At 69.3% G+C, this 14,898-nt stretch carries 11 protein-coding genes and 1 pseudogene; 8 read left to right on the top strand and 4 right to left on the bottom strand.

Annotated elements, in window-relative coordinates:
* Window positions 1–11 precede the first annotated feature (11 nt).
* Both OG714_RS17240 and OG714_RS17245 read right to left on the bottom strand, forming a co-directional pair.
* The gene (locus tag OG714_RS17240) at window positions 12–776 is read right to left on the bottom strand and encodes a DUF2127 domain-containing protein (protein ID WP_406131856.1); all 765 of its coding nucleotides are present in this window, start codon (window positions 774–776) and stop codon (window positions 12–14) included.
* Between the two features lie 227 nt (window positions 777–1,003).
* A complete protein-coding gene (locus tag OG714_RS17245) occupies window positions 1,004–2,431 on the bottom strand; it encodes a cation:dicarboxylate symporter family transporter (RefSeq protein ID WP_406121967.1) in 1,428 nt (475 codons plus the stop codon).
* Between the two features lie 223 nt (window positions 2,432–2,654).
* Between OG714_RS17245 and OG714_RS17250 the strand changes: the two genes are divergently transcribed.
* Both OG714_RS17250 and OG714_RS17255 read left to right on the top strand, forming a co-directional pair.
* Complete coding sequence (locus OG714_RS17250; protein ID WP_406121969.1) at window positions 2,655–4,379, top strand: ATP-binding protein; 1,725 nt, start codon at window positions 2,655–2,657, stop codon at window positions 4,377–4,379.
* Window positions 4,376–5,059, top strand: a complete 684-nt coding sequence (locus tag OG714_RS17255) for a response regulator (RefSeq protein WP_406121971.1) — start codon at window positions 4,376–4,378, stop codon at window positions 5,057–5,059. Before OG714_RS17250 ends, OG714_RS17255 begins: the two co-directional genes overlap by 4 nt.
* Here OG714_RS17255 and OG714_RS17260 read toward each other — a convergent pair.
* On the bottom strand, window positions 5,049–5,603 hold the full coding sequence (locus tag OG714_RS17260; protein WP_406121973.1) for a hypothetical protein: 555 nt from the start codon (window positions 5,601–5,603) through the stop codon (window positions 5,049–5,051). The two genes, OG714_RS17255 and OG714_RS17260, sit on opposite strands and share 11 nt — an antisense overlap.
* 79 nt (window positions 5,604–5,682) lie before the next feature.
* Between OG714_RS17260 and OG714_RS17265 the strand changes: the two genes are divergently transcribed.
* From OG714_RS17265 to OG714_RS17285, 5 genes are all read left to right on the top strand, one after another.
* The gene (locus tag OG714_RS17265; RefSeq protein WP_406121975.1) at window positions 5,683–6,576 is read left to right on the top strand and encodes a 5'-methylthioadenosine/S-adenosylhomocysteine nucleosidase; all 894 of its coding nucleotides are present in this window, start codon (window positions 5,683–5,685) and stop codon (window positions 6,574–6,576) included.
* 55 nt (window positions 6,577–6,631) lie between these two features.
* Entirely contained in the window at window positions 6,632–8,605 is a 1,974-nt protein-coding gene (locus OG714_RS17270) for a tetratricopeptide repeat protein (protein ID WP_406121976.1), read from the top strand.
* 72 nt (window positions 8,606–8,677) lie between these two features.
* On the top strand, window positions 8,678–10,081 hold the full coding sequence (locus OG714_RS17275) for an extracellular solute-binding protein (protein WP_406121978.1): 1,404 nt from the start codon (window positions 8,678–8,680) through the stop codon (window positions 10,079–10,081).
* Between the two features lie 16 nt (window positions 10,082–10,097).
* The gene (locus tag OG714_RS17280; protein ID WP_406121980.1) at window positions 10,098–11,060 is read left to right on the top strand and encodes a carbohydrate ABC transporter permease; all 963 of its coding nucleotides are present in this window, start codon (window positions 10,098–10,100) and stop codon (window positions 11,058–11,060) included.
* A 3-nt stretch (window positions 11,061–11,063) separates the two neighbouring features.
* Window positions 11,064–11,903, top strand: a complete 840-nt coding sequence (locus OG714_RS17285) for a carbohydrate ABC transporter permease (protein ID WP_384155819.1) — start codon at window positions 11,064–11,066, stop codon at window positions 11,901–11,903.
* Here the strand turns inward: OG714_RS17285 and OG714_RS17290 are convergent.
* Window positions 11,893–14,010: a tetratricopeptide repeat protein gene (locus OG714_RS17290; protein ID WP_406121982.1), complete on the bottom strand. Its 2,118-nt coding sequence runs from the start codon at window positions 14,008–14,010 to the stop codon at window positions 11,893–11,895. The genes OG714_RS17285 and OG714_RS17290 overlap by 11 nt on opposite strands.
* Before the next feature lie 107 nt (window positions 14,011–14,117).
* On the opposite strand from OG714_RS17290, the pseudogene OG714_RS17295 reads away from it, so the two are divergent.
* Window positions 14,118–14,789 (top strand): annotated as a pseudogene (locus OG714_RS17295) (nucleosidase); the annotation flags it as partial.
* Window positions 14,790–14,898: the final 109 nt, after the last annotated feature.

Genomic DNA, 14,898 nt, shown 5'->3' on the forward strand with positions numbered 1-14,898 from the left:
CCCCTCGGACGTCAGACCATGACCCCGGCCGACGTCTCCACCTCCAGCAGGGACGCGCTCTCCCGCTCCTCGTCGAAGGCCTTCCGGCCGCCGCGCAGCCCGAACAGCCGCTTGGCCAGGGCGATATAGAGGACGGCGAGGATGTTGAGGACGAGGGTGGCGATCTTCAACCAGCTGATGTGTTCGGTGAGTTCGTAGACCTCAAGCGGCAGGAACGCGGCGGTGGCGACCACCGTCAGGTACTCCGCCCAGCGCTTGGCGTACCAGAGTCCGCCGGCCTCGACGAGTTCGATCAGCGCGTACGCCAGCAGCAGGACGGCGACCAGGACCAGCGTGGAGTGCTTGTAGCCGAAGGTCTTCTGTATGGTGCCGACGATCGGCGAGTGGTCGAGGTCGTAGTGGAAGTGCCTGAAGACCGGCCGGAAGACCTCGAGGTACTCGTCGAAGAGCTGGCGCACCGAGTCCTGGCTGTTGCTGAACTTCCACACGGCGGCGGCGACCAGCACGATGAACACCCCGCGCACGGCCCGCTCGATCGCCAGGAACCGCAGGATGAACAGGTCCCGCAGCACCTTGCCGCGCGGCACCAGCGGGGCGTGGTCGGCGGGTCCGGAGCCGTGCGGTTCGCCGAGGACGAAGTCGCCGCAGCGCAGACAGCGCCAGGCCTCCCCGAACCCGGTCTCGGCGCGCAGCCTCTCCCGCAGTGCCGTCTCGTCGGGCGCGTACGTCGCGTGCCCGTGCCGTGCGCAGTGCCGCCGGTCCCAGTCGATCTTCATGCCCATGGCCCCCGTGACTCCCACCGAACGCGAACGTGCCGTGCGCGCCGGAGGTTTCCGGCACGGCACGGCACGCTAGTGCATCTGCTTGAACGTCCGCCCCGGAGGGCGGGTGACGCGGTGTGGACCGGGCGGCTGAGCGACGGGGGGACACCCAGCCGCCCGGCGTCTTCGGGGCGTCCGGACCGTGTTCAGGTCGGCCCGGGCGCCACGTTCGGGAGGGGCGCTCAGGCCTTGGCGAGTTCCTTCTCGCCGCCCTGCTCGGGCACTCCGTCGAGGTGCTCGTCGCCGTCCTTCTCGTCGAGCAACGTCTTCTCGTCGAAGGGGAGTTCACCGGCGAGGACCCGGTTCACCCGCTCCTTGTCGACCTCGCCGGTCCAGGTGCCGATGAGCAGCGTGGCGACGGCGTTGCCGGCGAAGTTGGTGACGGCGCGGGCCTCGCTCATGAAGCGGTCGATGCCGATGATCAGGCCGACACCGTCGACCAGGGCCGGCTTGTGCGACTGGAGACCGCTGGCGAGTACGGCGATACCGGAGCCGGAGACACCGGCCGCGCCCTTGGAGGCGACCATCATGAAGAGCAGCAGGCCGATCTGCTGGCCGATGCTCATCGGCTGGTCCATCGCGTCGGCGATGAACAGCGAGGCCATCGTCAGGTAGATCATCGTGCCGTCGAGGTTGAAGGAGTAGCCGGTCGGCACGGTGATGCCGACGACCGGGCGGCTGACACCCAGGTGCTCCATCTTCGCGATGAGCCGCGGCAGCGCGGACTCGGAGGAGGAGGTGGAGACGATCAGCAGGAACTCGCGGCCGAGGTACTTCAGCAGCTGGAAGAGGTTGACCTTGGCGACCAGCTTGGTCAGCGTGCCGAGCACGACGACGATGAAGAGCGCACAGGTGATGTAGAAGCCGGCCATGATCGCGCCCAGTGCTTTCAGCGCGTCCATGCCGGTCTCGCCGATCACGGCGGCCATCGCGCCGAAGGCACCGACGGGCGCGGCCCACATGATCATGCCGAGGATGCGGAAGACCAGCTTCTGGATGTACTCGACACCGCGCAGCACCGGCTCGCCGCTCCGGCCCATGGCCTGGAGCGCGAAGCCCGCGAGGAGCGCGATCAGCAGCGTCTGGAGGACCTGGCCCTCGGTGAACGCCGACACGAAGGTGGTCGGGATGACCCCGAGCAGGAAGTCGACCGGGCCCTCGGCGGCGGCCTGGGCCTGCGTGTGTCCGACGCCCTTGACGGCCTCGGTCAGGTGCATGCCGCTGCCCGGGTGGATGATGTTGCCGACGACCAGGCCGATGGCCAGCGCCACGAACGACATCCCGACGAAGTAGGCGAGCGCGAGTCCGCCGACCTTGCCGACCTGAGCGGCCTTCCGGACCGAGCCGACGCCGAGCACGATCGTGCAGAAGATGATCGGCGAGATCATCATCTTGATCAGCGCGACGAAGCCCGTGCCGAGCGGCTTGAGCTCCTTCGCGAAGTCCGGCGCGGCGAACCCGACGGCGATGCCGAGGGCGACCGCGACGATCACCGCGATGTAGAGGTAGTGGGTGCGGTCCCGCTTCACGGGCGGTGCTGCGGGTGCGGCAGGTGCGGGTGCGGGGGTGCTGGCCACGGCTGCCCTCCTTGACGACGTCATCGGCATCATCCGGCGTGCGGCTCACGACCGGCGGAACCCGGGTGGCGAGTGCGGCTCACGTCCGGGGATTCATGGGTTCTACGGGTTCTACGGCGGTCCGCACTGATCGATGTGCGGCCTGCTCCGGGAGGCGACTGCTTCCGGGGGTTGCGGTGACTATCTCCCGGCTTGTGAGGGCGGTCACCCTTACGTTCATTTAGTTCGCGCTTATCAGGAGAGGCACACTGACGGCATGCGCCTCCCGCACGTCCCCAGCCCCCGCAGCCTGGCCGGCCAGCTCTTCGCCATGCAGGCCGTGCTGATAGCGGTCGTCGTCGCGGGGTACGCGCTGTTCACCTACGTCAGCGACGGCAGCCAGGCCGAGGACGCGGCCGGGCGTCAGGCCATGGCGGTGGCGCGCTCGGTCGCGGACTCGCCGTCGGTGGTGGCGGCGATCGGTACGTCCGATCCGACCGCGCATCTGGAGGCGTACTCCGTGCGCGTCCAGCGGGACACCGAGGTCGACTTCGTCACGATCATGAATCCGCAGGGCATCCGCTGGACGCACCCCAAGACGAGCGAGATCGGGAAACCCTTCCTCGGCCACATCGCCCGCGCCCAGCAGGGATACTCCTTCACCGAGACCTTCACCGGCACGCTCGGCGCGTCCGTCCGCGCGGTCACCCCCGTCTACGACACCGGCCACACCCGGGTCATCGGCCTGGTCAGCGCCGGCATCCGGGTCGAGGCGATCACGCAGCGGGTACAGGACCAGGTCACGGCGCTGATCGGGGTGGCGGCCGGTGCCCTGGCACTGGGTGCCGTAGGAACGTACGTCGTGAACGCCCGCCTCCGCCGCCACACCCACGGCATGAACGCGACCGAGCTGAGCCACATGCACGACTACCACCAGGCCGCGCTGCACGCGGTGCGCGAAGGGCTGCTGATGCTCGACGGTCAGTACAGGGTGGCGCTGATGAACGACGGCGGGCGGGAACTGCTCGGGGTGACGGAGGACGTGGTGGGCCGGTCGGTGGCGGACCTGGGCCTGCCCGCGCCGCTGACGGGGGCGCTGCTGTCGTCGGAGGAGCGGGTGGACGAGGTGCATCTGACGGCGTCCCGGGTGCTGGTGGTGAACACGTCGCCGGTGTCGGGCGGTGAGCGCCGGGGAACGGTGGTGACCCTCCGGGACGTCACCGAACTCCAGTCCCTGATGGGCGAGTTGGACTCGGAGCGCGGCTTCACGCAGGCGCTGCGCTCGCAGGCCCACGAGGCGGCGAACCGCCTGCACACGGTCGTCTCGCTGATCGAGCTGGGCCGCGCGGAGGAGGCGGTGGACTTCGCGACGGCCGAACTGGAGCTGGCCCAGACGCTCACCGACCAGGTCGTCTCGGCGGTGAACGAGCCTGTGCTGGCTGCCCTGTTGCTGGGCAAGACGGCGCAGTCCAACGAGCGGGGCGTCGAGTTGGTGGTGTCCGAGGACAGCGGCATGGACGACGGCCTGCTGCCGGATTCGTTGTCCGCGCGGGACTTGGTGACCATCCTCGGGAACCTGATCGACAACGCGGTGGACGCGGCACAGGGCAGCCTGCGGGCGCGGGTCACGGTGACGGCGTACACGGAGGCGGACGAGGCGGGCTCCGCGCTGGTGCTGCGGGTCGCCGACACCGGTTCGGGAGTGGATCCGGCACACGCGGAGGCGGTGTTCCAACGGGGCTTCTCGACGAAGCCGGCCGGGCCCGGTGGTCGGGGGCTGGGGCTGGCGCTGGTCCGCCAGGCGGTGAACCGGCATGAGGGCACGTTGACGGTGGCCGAGGCGGAGGGAGGCGGGGCGGTGTTCGAGGTGCGGCTGCCTTTGTGGGGGGCGTCGGCGTCGGCGTCGGCGTCGGCGTCGGCGTCGGCGTCGGCGCAGGGTTCGGTTTCTTCTCAGGATTCTGCTTCGTCCCAGGGTTCTCTTTCCAAAGGTGGCACCTCATGACTACGGCCGAGCCGATCCGCGTACTCATCGTGGAGGACGATCCCGTCGCCGCCGACGCGCACGTGATGTACGTAGGACGGGTCCCGGGGTTCGTGGCGGTGGGCAAGGCGCACACCGGTGCGGAGGCGCGGCGGGCGCTGGAGCGCACGCAGGTGGACCTGTTGCTGCTGGACCTGCATCTGCCGGACGCGCACGGGCTGCAACTCGCGCGGTCCTTGCGGGCGGCCGGGTATCACGCCGACGTCATCGCGGTGACGTCGGCACGGGATCTGGCCGTGGTGCGGGAGGGGGTGTCGCTGGGGGTCGTCCAGTACGTGCTGAAGCCGTTCACGTTCGCGACCCTTCGGGATCGGCTGGTGCGCTATGCCGAGTTCCATGCGGCGGCGGGCGAGGCGAGCGGCCAGGACGAGGTCGACCGGGCGTTGGCCACGCTGCGGGCGCCGTCGCCCGCGGCGCTGCCCAAAGGGCTGAGCGCGCCGACGTTGGAACGGGTGACCGTCACCCTGCGGGACTGCGGGGAAGGGCTCACCGCGGCGGGGGTCGCGGAGGCGGTGGGGATCTCCCGGATCACGGCTCGGCGGTATCTGGAGCACTTGGTGGAGGCGGGAAGGGCGGCGAGGAGTCCTCAGTACGGGACTGTGGGGCGGCCCGAGTTGCAGTACCGGTGGGTCAAGGGGTAGGCGGGCGGGGCGAGTTGAAGGGTCTGGCGTAACTGAGGACTTGGTGCGCGAGACCGACGACGATGAGCGCCTCGCAGACGGACAGGGCGAGCAGGCCGGGTGACGTCTGACCGGCGGCCCAGTAGACGACGAGACCGGCGAGCGGGACGACGCAGAACGCCAGCAGGTCGATCACACACTGGATGGCCTTGCGGGAACGGCGCCGGGTGTCGGACCGGTGGGCTGTCTCCCAGGCGAACACCGTCTGACCGTCGGTGAGTTCGGCGAGCCGGGGCCCCAGGTCGTCCCGTACGTACGTCCCGATCGCGGAGATCTTCTCGTCGTTCACGAGGTAGGTCCAGCCGAGCACGACACACACCGGCGGCAGCGCGAGCAGCATCTCGGACTGCTTGGCCTGGGCCGCGGCGGCGATGACGGCGGCGACGACGGTGAGGGTGACGTAGAGGAGGTTGTCGCGGAAGCCGATACGGGTCTTCTGCTCGTCCTTGACGGTCTGGTACTCGGCGAGGAGCAACTGGCCCACGGTGACGTCACGTTCCGGCATTGCCCTGGCCTCTCCCCCGAGTGGTGCCAACACAGCATCTGCGCAGGCGACTTGGAAGTACCTTAAGGGAGTGTCTGAGATGCCTGAGTTGCAACCCACTGTCGCGGTGCTGACCGCGCTGCCGCTGGAGTACAAGGCCGTGCACGCCCATCTCACGGACGTACGGAAGCGGGAGCATCCGCGAGGCACCCGGGCCGTGGTCGGCCAACTCCCCGGAACACCCTGGTCCGTCGCCCTGGTCGAGATGGGCGAGGGCAACCTGACGGCCGCCGCGCTCACCGAGCGCGTGATGACATGGCTGGAGCCGCAGGCGGTGCTGTTCGTGGGGGTCGCCGGGGGCCTGAAGAGCGACATCGGCCTGGGCGACGTAGTGGTGGCGACGAAGGTGTACGGCATCCACGGCGGCAAGGAGACACCGGAGGGCTTTCTCGTACGGCCGGAGGCGTGGCGGGCCTCGCACCGGCTGACCGCGGCCGCCCGGGAGGCGCTGCGGGACGACCCCCATGCCCACCTGAAGCCGATCGCCGCGGGCGATGTCGTCCTGGCCGCACCCGAATCCGCGCTCGCGGAACACCTGCGGAGGCACTACAACGACGCGGCGGCCATCGAGATGGAGGGCTCGGGGGTCGTGAGCGCCGTGGACCTCGCCGGCGGGGACGCCCTGGTGATCCGGGGCATCAGCGACCGGGCCGACGCGGACAAGTCCCGTACGGACGAGGAGGGTTGGCAGCCCCGGGCCGCCGAGAACGCGGCCGCCGCCGCGGTGGCGGTGCTGCGGGAGCTGCGGCCGTTCCGTGGTGGGCGGGTCGGGGGTTCCGACAGGGAGGTCGAGGACTCCGAGGAGGGGCCCCATCGGGGGGCTACGGGGGCGACGGGGGCCACGTACGGAGGGGATCACCTCGACTTCCGGGGGAGCACCTTCAACGGGCCGTTCGTCGCCAAACGGGTGGGGCGGGAGAACGGGGAGCGGTAACAGCGGGGCGGGGCGCGGGTCCGTTCACGGTCCGGTGCCGGTTGCTACTGCCGCGTTGCCTGCGGTGCCGGCGGGGTTCATCGGGCGGGGCGAGGACTTGGCGCGGCTGTTTCCGGTACTGGACCCGGCCGCGGCGTCCGATCTGCCTGTGGTGATCTGCGCGGTGTCGGGGCTGGGCGGGATCGGGAAGACGTCGTTGGCGTTGCGTGCCGCGCACAAGGCAGTGCGGGACGGGTGGTTTCCGGGCGGGACGTTGTTCGTCGACTTCCGGGGGTACGACGAGGATCCGGTCACGGCGGATCAGGCGGTGGTCGCGCTGCTGGACGGGATGGGGGTGCGGGGGGCGGATCTTCCGCAGACGACGGCGGGGCAGTACGGGCTGTATCGGCGGCTGTTGGCGGAGGAGCGGCGGTCGATGTTGCTGGTCCTCGACAATGCGTCGGATGCGGGGCAGGTGATGCCGCTTGTGCCGGGGACGGATCATCACCGGGTGCTGGTCACCTCCCGGGACCGGCTGACTGATCTGGACGCTCAGCTGGTCGACCTCGATGTCCTCAACGCGGCGGATGCCACCGACCTCATCGACAGGTCCTTGCGGCTCAGCGACCGCGGCGACGATCGGGCGACGCGCGAACCGGAGGCTGTCTCGGAGCTCGCTACGCTCTGCGGCCACCATCCGCTCGCCCTGAGGATCACCGCCGGCATGCTGCGCAAGCGCCGCCACCGCTCCGTCGCATCCTTCGTGGACGAGTTGCGGGGTGTCGAGGATCGGACGGCGGCTGTCGGACTCCGCCCGGTCTTCGAAGCGGCGTACCGGCAACTGCCGCCCGAGCAGGCCCGGTTGCTCCGTCTGCTCGCCCTGGCTCCGGCGGCCGAAGTCGGCAGCGAAACGGCCGCCGCGCTGGCGGACCTCAGCGTCGACCGAACGCTCACCCTGCTCGAAGAGCTCGCCGCATGCAACCTTGTCACGCCTGTTCCGAGTGGGGCGGACGTGCGATGGCGGTTGCATGACTTGGTGCGGGCGTTCGGGGAGGGTGTGGTCAAGGGGGATGTGGGGTTGCGGGAGGAGGGGGAGACGGCGCGGGAGCGCGTGCTGGAGTTCTACTACCGGTGGGCGGGTGCGGCGGATGACTGGTTGCGATGGCTGCCGGGGATGCCGGTGCCAGAGCTGTTTGTAGATCGGGCGGGTGCGTTGGCGTGGTTTGACGGCGAGCGGGCGGGGTTGGTGGCGGTGGTGCAGTGGGCGCGGGAGGAGCGGTTCGCGGGCACGGCGGTGTGGCTGTCGCAGTGTCTGGGGGAGTTTCTGGACTGGCGGCGCTCTTTCGAAGACAAGATCACGGTGTGCGGTGTCGCGCGGGAGGTCGCCCACCGCGCCGGTGACCGGGTGGGTGAGGCCAGTGCGTGGACCGGCCTTGGCATCGCCCTGCAGCAGACGGGCCGGGCGGAGGAGGCCATCGACGCCCACATCCGCGCCCGCGACCTGTTCCAGGCCGCCGGGGACCGTCACCGCGAGGCTTTCGCGTGGGGCAACCTCGGCAGCGCCTTGCGGCAGGCGGGCCGAGCGCAGGAAGCCGTCGACGCCCACATCCGCGCCCGCGACCTCCTCCAGGCCGCCCGGGATCGCCCCCGCGAGGCCATGGCGTGGAACAACCTCGGCAACGCCCTGCGGGAGGCGGGCCGGCCGGAGGAAGCTATCGACGCTCACACCCGCGCCCGCGATCTGCACCAAGCCGTCGAGGACCGCCACGGCGAAGCCAGGGCCTGGTACAACCTCGGCAACGTCCTGCGGGACACGGGCCGGGGGGAGGAGGCGATTGAGGCGTACGAGAAGGCATTGAACGGCTACCGGGAGTTCGAGGACTGGTACCGGGCAGGCCGCGCCCTCTCCAGCCTCGCCCGCGCCCACCAGCAAGCCGCCCGCCCCGCCGAGGCCCGCACCCACTACCTCCAGTCCGCCGACGCCTACACCCGAGCCGACGCCCCCGCCGAAGCCGCCCGAGCCCAATCCCGCGCAGACGCATTGACCTGACTAGACCACTCCACTTACCTTCACCGGGCAGCCATCCGCCCAGGCCACAACGTAGTGAGCCCGTAGGAGGTCATGCCCGTGCGCCCCACCGCCGCCAGCCCCCACCGAACTGCCGTACTCACACCTCTAGTTGCTCTCGCCGCTCTCTCCCTCGCCGCGACAACCCTCACCGCCTGCGGCAGCGGTTCCGGCAGCAGCCCCGACACCGTCAAGATCTCCTTCAAGCAGTCGACGGACAACTCCATCAAGGTGATGGACACCTACCTCGCCGACATGAAGAAGCAGTTCGAGAAGCAGTACCCCGGCAAGAAGGTCGAGCTCGTCCCCATCAAGGCCCCGGACTCGGAGTACTACACCAAGCTCCAGCAGATGCTCCGCTCGCCGAAGACCGCCCCGGACCTGGTCTACGAGGACACGTTCCTCATCAACAGCGACATCACGTCCGGGTACTTGAAGCCCCTCGACGCCTACCTCGACAAGTGGCCGGACTGGAACCAGTTCATCGACACGGCGAAGTCGGCGGCGAAGGCCGAGGACGGGAAGACGTACGGCGTCCCGGACGGCACGGACACGCGAGGGCTCTGGTTCGACAAGGGGATCTTCAAGAAGGCGGGTCTGCCCGCGAATTGGCAGCCGAAGACGTGGGACGACGTGCTCGCCGCGGCCCGCACGATCAAGCAGAAGGTCCCGAACGTCACCCCCCTCAACGTCTACACCGGCAAGCCGGCCGGCGAGGCAGCCACCATGCAGGGCTTCGAGATGCTGCTCTACGGCACCAACGACGGCTCCACGGACCCCCTTTACGACAAGTCGTCGAAGAAGTGGATCGCCGGCGGCCAGGGTTTCAAGGACTCCCTCTCCTTCGTCCACACGGTCTACAAGGAGAAGCTCGGCCCGGACGTCTCGGACGCCCTCGACCCCAACATCCAGACCTACGTGGCCGGTGAACTGCTCCCCAAGGGCAAACTCGGCATCGCGCTCGACGGATCGTGGCTGCCCCAGGCCTGGTTGAAGGGCAGCGGGCACGAATGGCCGGACTGGTCAAAGGAGTTGGGCCTCGCGTACATGCCCACGCAGCAGGGCCAGGCGCCCGGCAAGGTGAGCATGTCCGGCGGCTGGACCTGGGCGATCCCCTCCAAGGCCGGCAACCCCGACCTGGCCTTCGACTTCATCAAGACGATGCAGACGAAGGCGAACGCGGAGAAGTGGTACATCGCCAACTCCGGTATCTCCGTGCGGAAGGACGTCGCCGCCGACCCCGCCTACGCGACCGCCCAGCCCGGCATCAAGTTCTTCACGGACCTGGTCGCGAGCACGCACTACCGCCCCGCCTACCCGGCGTACCCGAAGGTCTCCACCGCCATCCAGGAGGCGATGGAGGGCGTGACGACGGGCGACATGTCGGTGGACAAGGCGGCGAGTTCGTACGACGACGAGCTCAAGTCGGCCACGAACAACCAGGTCACCGAGAAATGAGCGGCGGCGACCGCCGATGACCACAGCACCGCAGCACCCGGGCCCGGCCGTGACGAAGGTCCCCGCCGGGCCCGGCGGCCCCGACACCTCAACTCCCCAACTGCCCGCCCAGAAACGTCCGTTCGCCCAGACCCTCACGCGCATCCTCCCCCTCTCCCCCGCCCTGATCCTCCTGCTCCTCTTCCTGGCCGGCCCGATCGCGTACTGCGCCTACATCGCCTTCACCGACCTCCAGCTCACCGGCCAGGCCCACTCCTCCTTCGTCGGCTTCGCGAATTTCCGTACGGCCTTCAAGGACACGGAATTCCTGAACGCCGTATGGCTGACGCTGGTGTTCACGGTCCTGTCGTCCCTGATCGGCCAGAACACGATCGGCCTTGCCCTGGCCGCACTGATGCAGCGCGCGTCAAAACCGGTGCGCACGTTCACGGGCGGAATCGTCATCACGGCGTGGGTACTCCCGGAGGTGGTGGCGGGCTTCCTCCTCTACGCCTTCTTCCGCCGCGAAGGCACCCTGAACGCCATCCTGGACTGGCTCCATCTCCCCTCCCAGAACTGGCTGTTCACGCTCCCGATCCTCGCGGTGTCCTTCGCGAACGTATGGAGGGGCACAGCATTCTCGATGCTGGTCTACTCCGCCGCTCTGAACGAGATCCCCAAGGAGATCACCGAAGCGGCGGAGGTCGACGGCGCGAGCGGCTGGCGCCGGATGTGGCACATCACGCTGCCGATGATCCGCCGCTCGATCGGCACGAACCTGATGCTGAACACCCTCCAGACCCTGTCCGTCTTCGGTCTGATCTGGGTGATGACGAGAGGCGGCCCGGGAGACAGGAGCCAGACCCTCCCCCTCTACATGTACGAACAGGCGTTCCAGAACAGCATGATCGGCTACGCCACGGCGGTCGCACTGCTCCTGCTCCTGGTCGGCTCGCTCTTCTCGGTGATCTACATGCGCCTGCTGCGAACGGAGGTCTGACCCATGGCACTCACCCTCTCCTCCCGCCGCACGAGCCGACGCCTGGCGGCGGACGCGGGGCTGCTGGTGGTCGCGGCGACGTTCGTGCTGCCGCTGCTCTGGGTGGTCCTGTCGTCCCTCGACGCCCACGCGGACCTCAAGGTGAAGGCCCCCGACGGTCTGACCCTGGACAACTTCCACGCGATCCTGAACTCGGACATCACCTTCACGCCCCTGCTCAACAGCCTGATCCTGTGCGGGTTCGGGACGCTGCTGACGGTGGTGTGCGCGGCGCTGGCGGCGTACCCGCTGTCGCGGTTCCGGTCGCGCCTGAACCGTCCGTTCCTGCTGACGATCCTCTTCGCGACGAGCCTTCCGATCACGGCGATCATGGTGCCGGTGTACGCGTTGTTCGTGCAGGTGAATCTCATCGACACCATGCAGGGCACGATCTTCTTCTTCGCCGCGTCCCAACTCCCCTTCGCCATCTGGCTGATGAAGAACTTCATGGACGGCGTACCGAAGGAACTGGAGGAGGCGGCGTGGACCGACGGGGCGTCGTCACTTCAGTCCCTCGTACGGATCGTTCTTCCGCTGATGGGGCCGGGCGTCGCGGTGGTGACCGTCTTCTCGTTCGTGATGATGTGGGGGAACTTCTTCGTCCCGTTCATGCTGCTGCTCACTCCGGACCAGATGCCGGCGAGCGTGAGCATCAATGAGTTCTTCGGGAATCGGGGGATGGTGGCTTACGGGCAGTTGGCCGCGTTCTCGGTTGTTTATTCGACGCCGGTGATTTTGTTGTATGTGCTGGTGGCGCGGCGGTTGGGTGGGGGGTTTGCTTTGGGTGGGGCTGTTAAGGGGTGATTCCTTCGGCTCGGGTGCGGGCTCGGGCGGCTTCGGTGGGGGCGTCGGCGCGGGTGAAGGCGTCGGCGGACTGGAGAAAGTGAGTGCGGGCCTCGGCTGGGCGGGCGGCGTGCTGGTGGGCGAGGGCCAGGTTGTAGAGGGTCCCGCCTGCCCGGTACCAGTCCTCGAACTCCCGGAAGCCGTCCAGGGCTTTCTCGTACGCCTGAACCGCCTCCTCTACACGGCCCGCCTTCTGCAGGGTGGCGCCGAGGTTGTTCCACACGCTGGCCTCGCTGTGGCGGTCTCCGACGGCCTGGTACAGGTCACGGGCCCGAATGTGGGCGTCGATGGTCTCCTCTACACGGCCCGTGGCACCCAGGGCGTTGCCGAGGTTGTTCCACGCCCTGGCCTCGCTGTGGCGGTCCCCGACTGCCTGGTGCAGGTCGCGGGCTTGGATGTGGGCATCGATCGCCTCCTCCACCCGACCCGCCTCCTGCAGCGCGTTGCCGAGGTTGTCCCACGCCCTGGCCTCTCCGAGGCGGTCCCCGGCCGCCTGGTCCAGGTCACGGGCCCGGATGTGGGCATCGATCGCCTCCTCCACCCGACCCGTCTCCCGCAGGGCGCTGCCGAGACTGGTCCACGCGATGGCCTCCCCGACCCGGTTACCGGCGCGGTGGGCGGCCTCCCGCGCGACACCGCACACCGTGATCTTGTCGTCGAAAAGGCGCCGCCAGTTCAGATACTCCGCCAGACACTGCGAAAGCCACACCGCCGTGTCCGCGAACCGCTCCTCCCGCGCCCACTGCACCGCCGCCACCAGCCCCGCCCGCTCCCCGTCAAACCACGCCAACGCCCCCGCCCGATCCGCGAACCGCTCCGGCACTGGCATACCCGGCAGCCACCGCAACCGGTCATCAGCGGCATCCGCCCACCGGTAGTAGAACTCCAACACCCGCTCCCGCGCCGCCTCCCCCTCCTCCCACAACGCCGCGTCCCCCTTGACCACACCCACCCCGAACGCCCGCACCAAGTCGTGCAACCGCCACCGCCCACGCCCGCTCCCCCGCTCAACAAGGTGCGCGCGGGACAACGCATCGAGCACACGCACCGGCGGAGTCTCCGCCCCGTCCAGCACGGCGACGACCTCGGCCGTCACCTCGGGCCCCGGAGCCAGGGCCAACAGCCGCAGCAACCGGGCCTGCTCAGCCGGCAAACGCCGGTACGACAAGTCAAAGGCGGCGGCAACGCTGCGCTCGCCGTCGTCGAAGTGCGGGAGTAGTCGGTCACCGGACTCGGCGAGTTCTGCGACGAGTTCGGCCACGAGCTTGTCCCCGTCGAGGACGAGCAAGGCCGCGGCGATCTGAAGGGCCAGAGGCAAATGCCCGCAGAGCAAGGCGAGTTCGACAGCCGCGTCACTCTCATTCGCCACCCGCGCATCACCCGGAGCGGCGATCCGCAACGCCCGGTCCAGAAGGCCGTACGCCTCCTCCGGACTCAACTCCCCCAACGGCAGCAGCCGCGCGCCCAGTTGGGGCAACTTACTCCGCGAGGTGGCAAGCAGCCGGTGCCGCACACCCCCCGGATGCAACGGACGCACCTGCTCCGCCGAAGACGCGTTGTCGGCCAGGACCAGCACCGCCCCCAACTCCCGCTCCCGCGCCCGAAGCACCGAGCGATACCACGCGGCCCGTGCGTCCACCCCGTTCGGAATGTGCTCCGGAGGCGTCCCCAGGGCCCTCAGCAGGTCCTCCAGCGCTTGCTCCGCCGTCACGTAATCGTCGTCGTACCCATGCAAGTTGACGAAGAGCACCCCACCCGGGAACCACCCATTCTTACGGGCTGCGTGTGCCGCCTCCACCGCGAGCGCGGTCTTGCCGATACCACCGAGCCCGGACACCGCGGCGACCAACACGGCTCCCGGCGCTTCACCGCCATCCGGGTCGAACGCGCCGAGCAGCTCCGCGAGTTGGTCACGGCGACCGGTGAACCCGGCGACCTTCGGTGGCAGGGCATCCAACGCGGTGGGCGCCGGCCCGTGCTGGTGGCAATCCACCTGCTTCGCGATGAAGTCCCCGTTGAACTCCCCGCCCCGGAAATCCTGGTGATCCCCGCCGTACCGCTCGCCCATCGTGCCGTCCCCGTGCCGCTGCCCCCGAATCGCGTGCCAACACGGTACGCCTACGGCCCCCGCCCAACACCCGGTCTGGCCAGGCGACTTGGCAGTACCTTGAAGAGGTGCCCGACACACCGCCCACGGTCGCCGTCCTGACCGCACAGCCGCTCGAATACACGGCAGTACGTGCCCACCTGACGGACATCGAGAAGCGGGTACACCCCACCGGCACGCGCGCCGAGACCGGCCAACTCCCCGGCACTTCCTGGCGCGTGGCCCTGCTGGAGATGGGCGAGGGCACACGCGGGGCGGCGGCGCTCACCGAGCGGGTGATGTCGTGGTTCAAGCCGGACGCGGTGCTCTTCGTCGGTACGGCGGTAGGTCTACGGGAGGACATCCGCGTCGGCGACGTCGTGATCGCGACCAAGGTGTACGCCGTCCACGGCGGCAAGGAGACCCCGGACGGCTTCCTCGACCGCCCGGAGACCTGGCACGCCCCGCACCACCTCGAACAGGCGGCGCGCCACGCCCTACGGGGACACCAGCACGTCCGCTCCCACTTCGAGCCGATCGCCGCAGGTGACGTGACCATCGCCGACCCCGCCTCCCCTCTCGCCCAGCGCATCCACCGCCGCTTCAACGACGCGGTGGCCGTCGAGACGGAGGGTTCCGGCGTCGCTCACGCGGCCCATCTGGCAGGTACGGCAGGGGCGTTGATCATTCGAGGGATCAGCGGCAGCGCGGGCGCGGAGCCCGACGACCGGACGGCGGCGACGAACGCGGCCGAGGCGGCCGTAGCCGTACTGAAGGAATTGGAACCGACCCCACCCACTGCCGCCAGGCCGACCCCTGCACCGACCCACGGCCCGGTGCCGACCGCCACTGCCGTCCTCCCACCCCGCC

Source organism: Streptomyces sp. NBC_00989, assembly GCF_045162655.1.
Taxonomy (GTDB): Bacteria; Actinomycetota; Actinomycetes; order Streptomycetales; family Streptomycetaceae; genus Streptomyces.

What these genes read in the sequence shown, in the direction of transcription:
- OG714_RS17255 (WP_406121971.1), top strand. Translation starts at nt 4,376, where the DNA reads ATGACTACGGCCGAGCCGATCCGCGTACTCATCGTGGAGGACGATCCC.
- OG714_RS17275 (WP_406121978.1), top strand. Translation starts at nt 8,678, where the DNA reads ATGCCCGTGCGCCCCACCGCCGCCAGCCCCCACCGAACTGCCGTACTC.
- OG714_RS17290 (WP_406121982.1), bottom strand. Translation starts at nt 14,010, where the DNA reads ATGGGCGAGCGGTACGGCGGGGATCACCAGGATTTCCGGGGCGGGGAG.
- OG714_RS17240 (WP_406131856.1), bottom strand. Translation starts at nt 776, where the DNA reads ATGAAGATCGACTGGGACCGGCGGCACTGCGCACGGCACGGGCACGCG.
- OG714_RS17260 (WP_406121973.1), bottom strand. Translation starts at nt 5,603, where the DNA reads ATGCCGGAACGTGACGTCACCGTGGGCCAGTTGCTCCTCGCCGAGTAC.
- OG714_RS17285 (WP_384155819.1), top strand. Translation starts at nt 11,064, where the DNA reads ATGGCACTCACCCTCTCCTCCCGCCGCACGAGCCGACGCCTGGCGGCG.
- OG714_RS17265 (WP_406121975.1), top strand. Translation starts at nt 5,683, where the DNA reads ATGCCTGAGTTGCAACCCACTGTCGCGGTGCTGACCGCGCTGCCGCTG.
- OG714_RS17245 (WP_406121967.1), bottom strand. Translation starts at nt 2,431, where the DNA reads ATGATGCCGATGACGTCGTCAAGGAGGGCAGCCGTGGCCAGCACCCCC.
- OG714_RS17280 (WP_406121980.1), top strand. Translation starts at nt 10,098, where the DNA reads ATGACCACAGCACCGCAGCACCCGGGCCCGGCCGTGACGAAGGTCCCC.
- OG714_RS17250 (WP_406121969.1), top strand. Translation starts at nt 2,655, where the DNA reads ATGCGCCTCCCGCACGTCCCCAGCCCCCGCAGCCTGGCCGGCCAGCTC.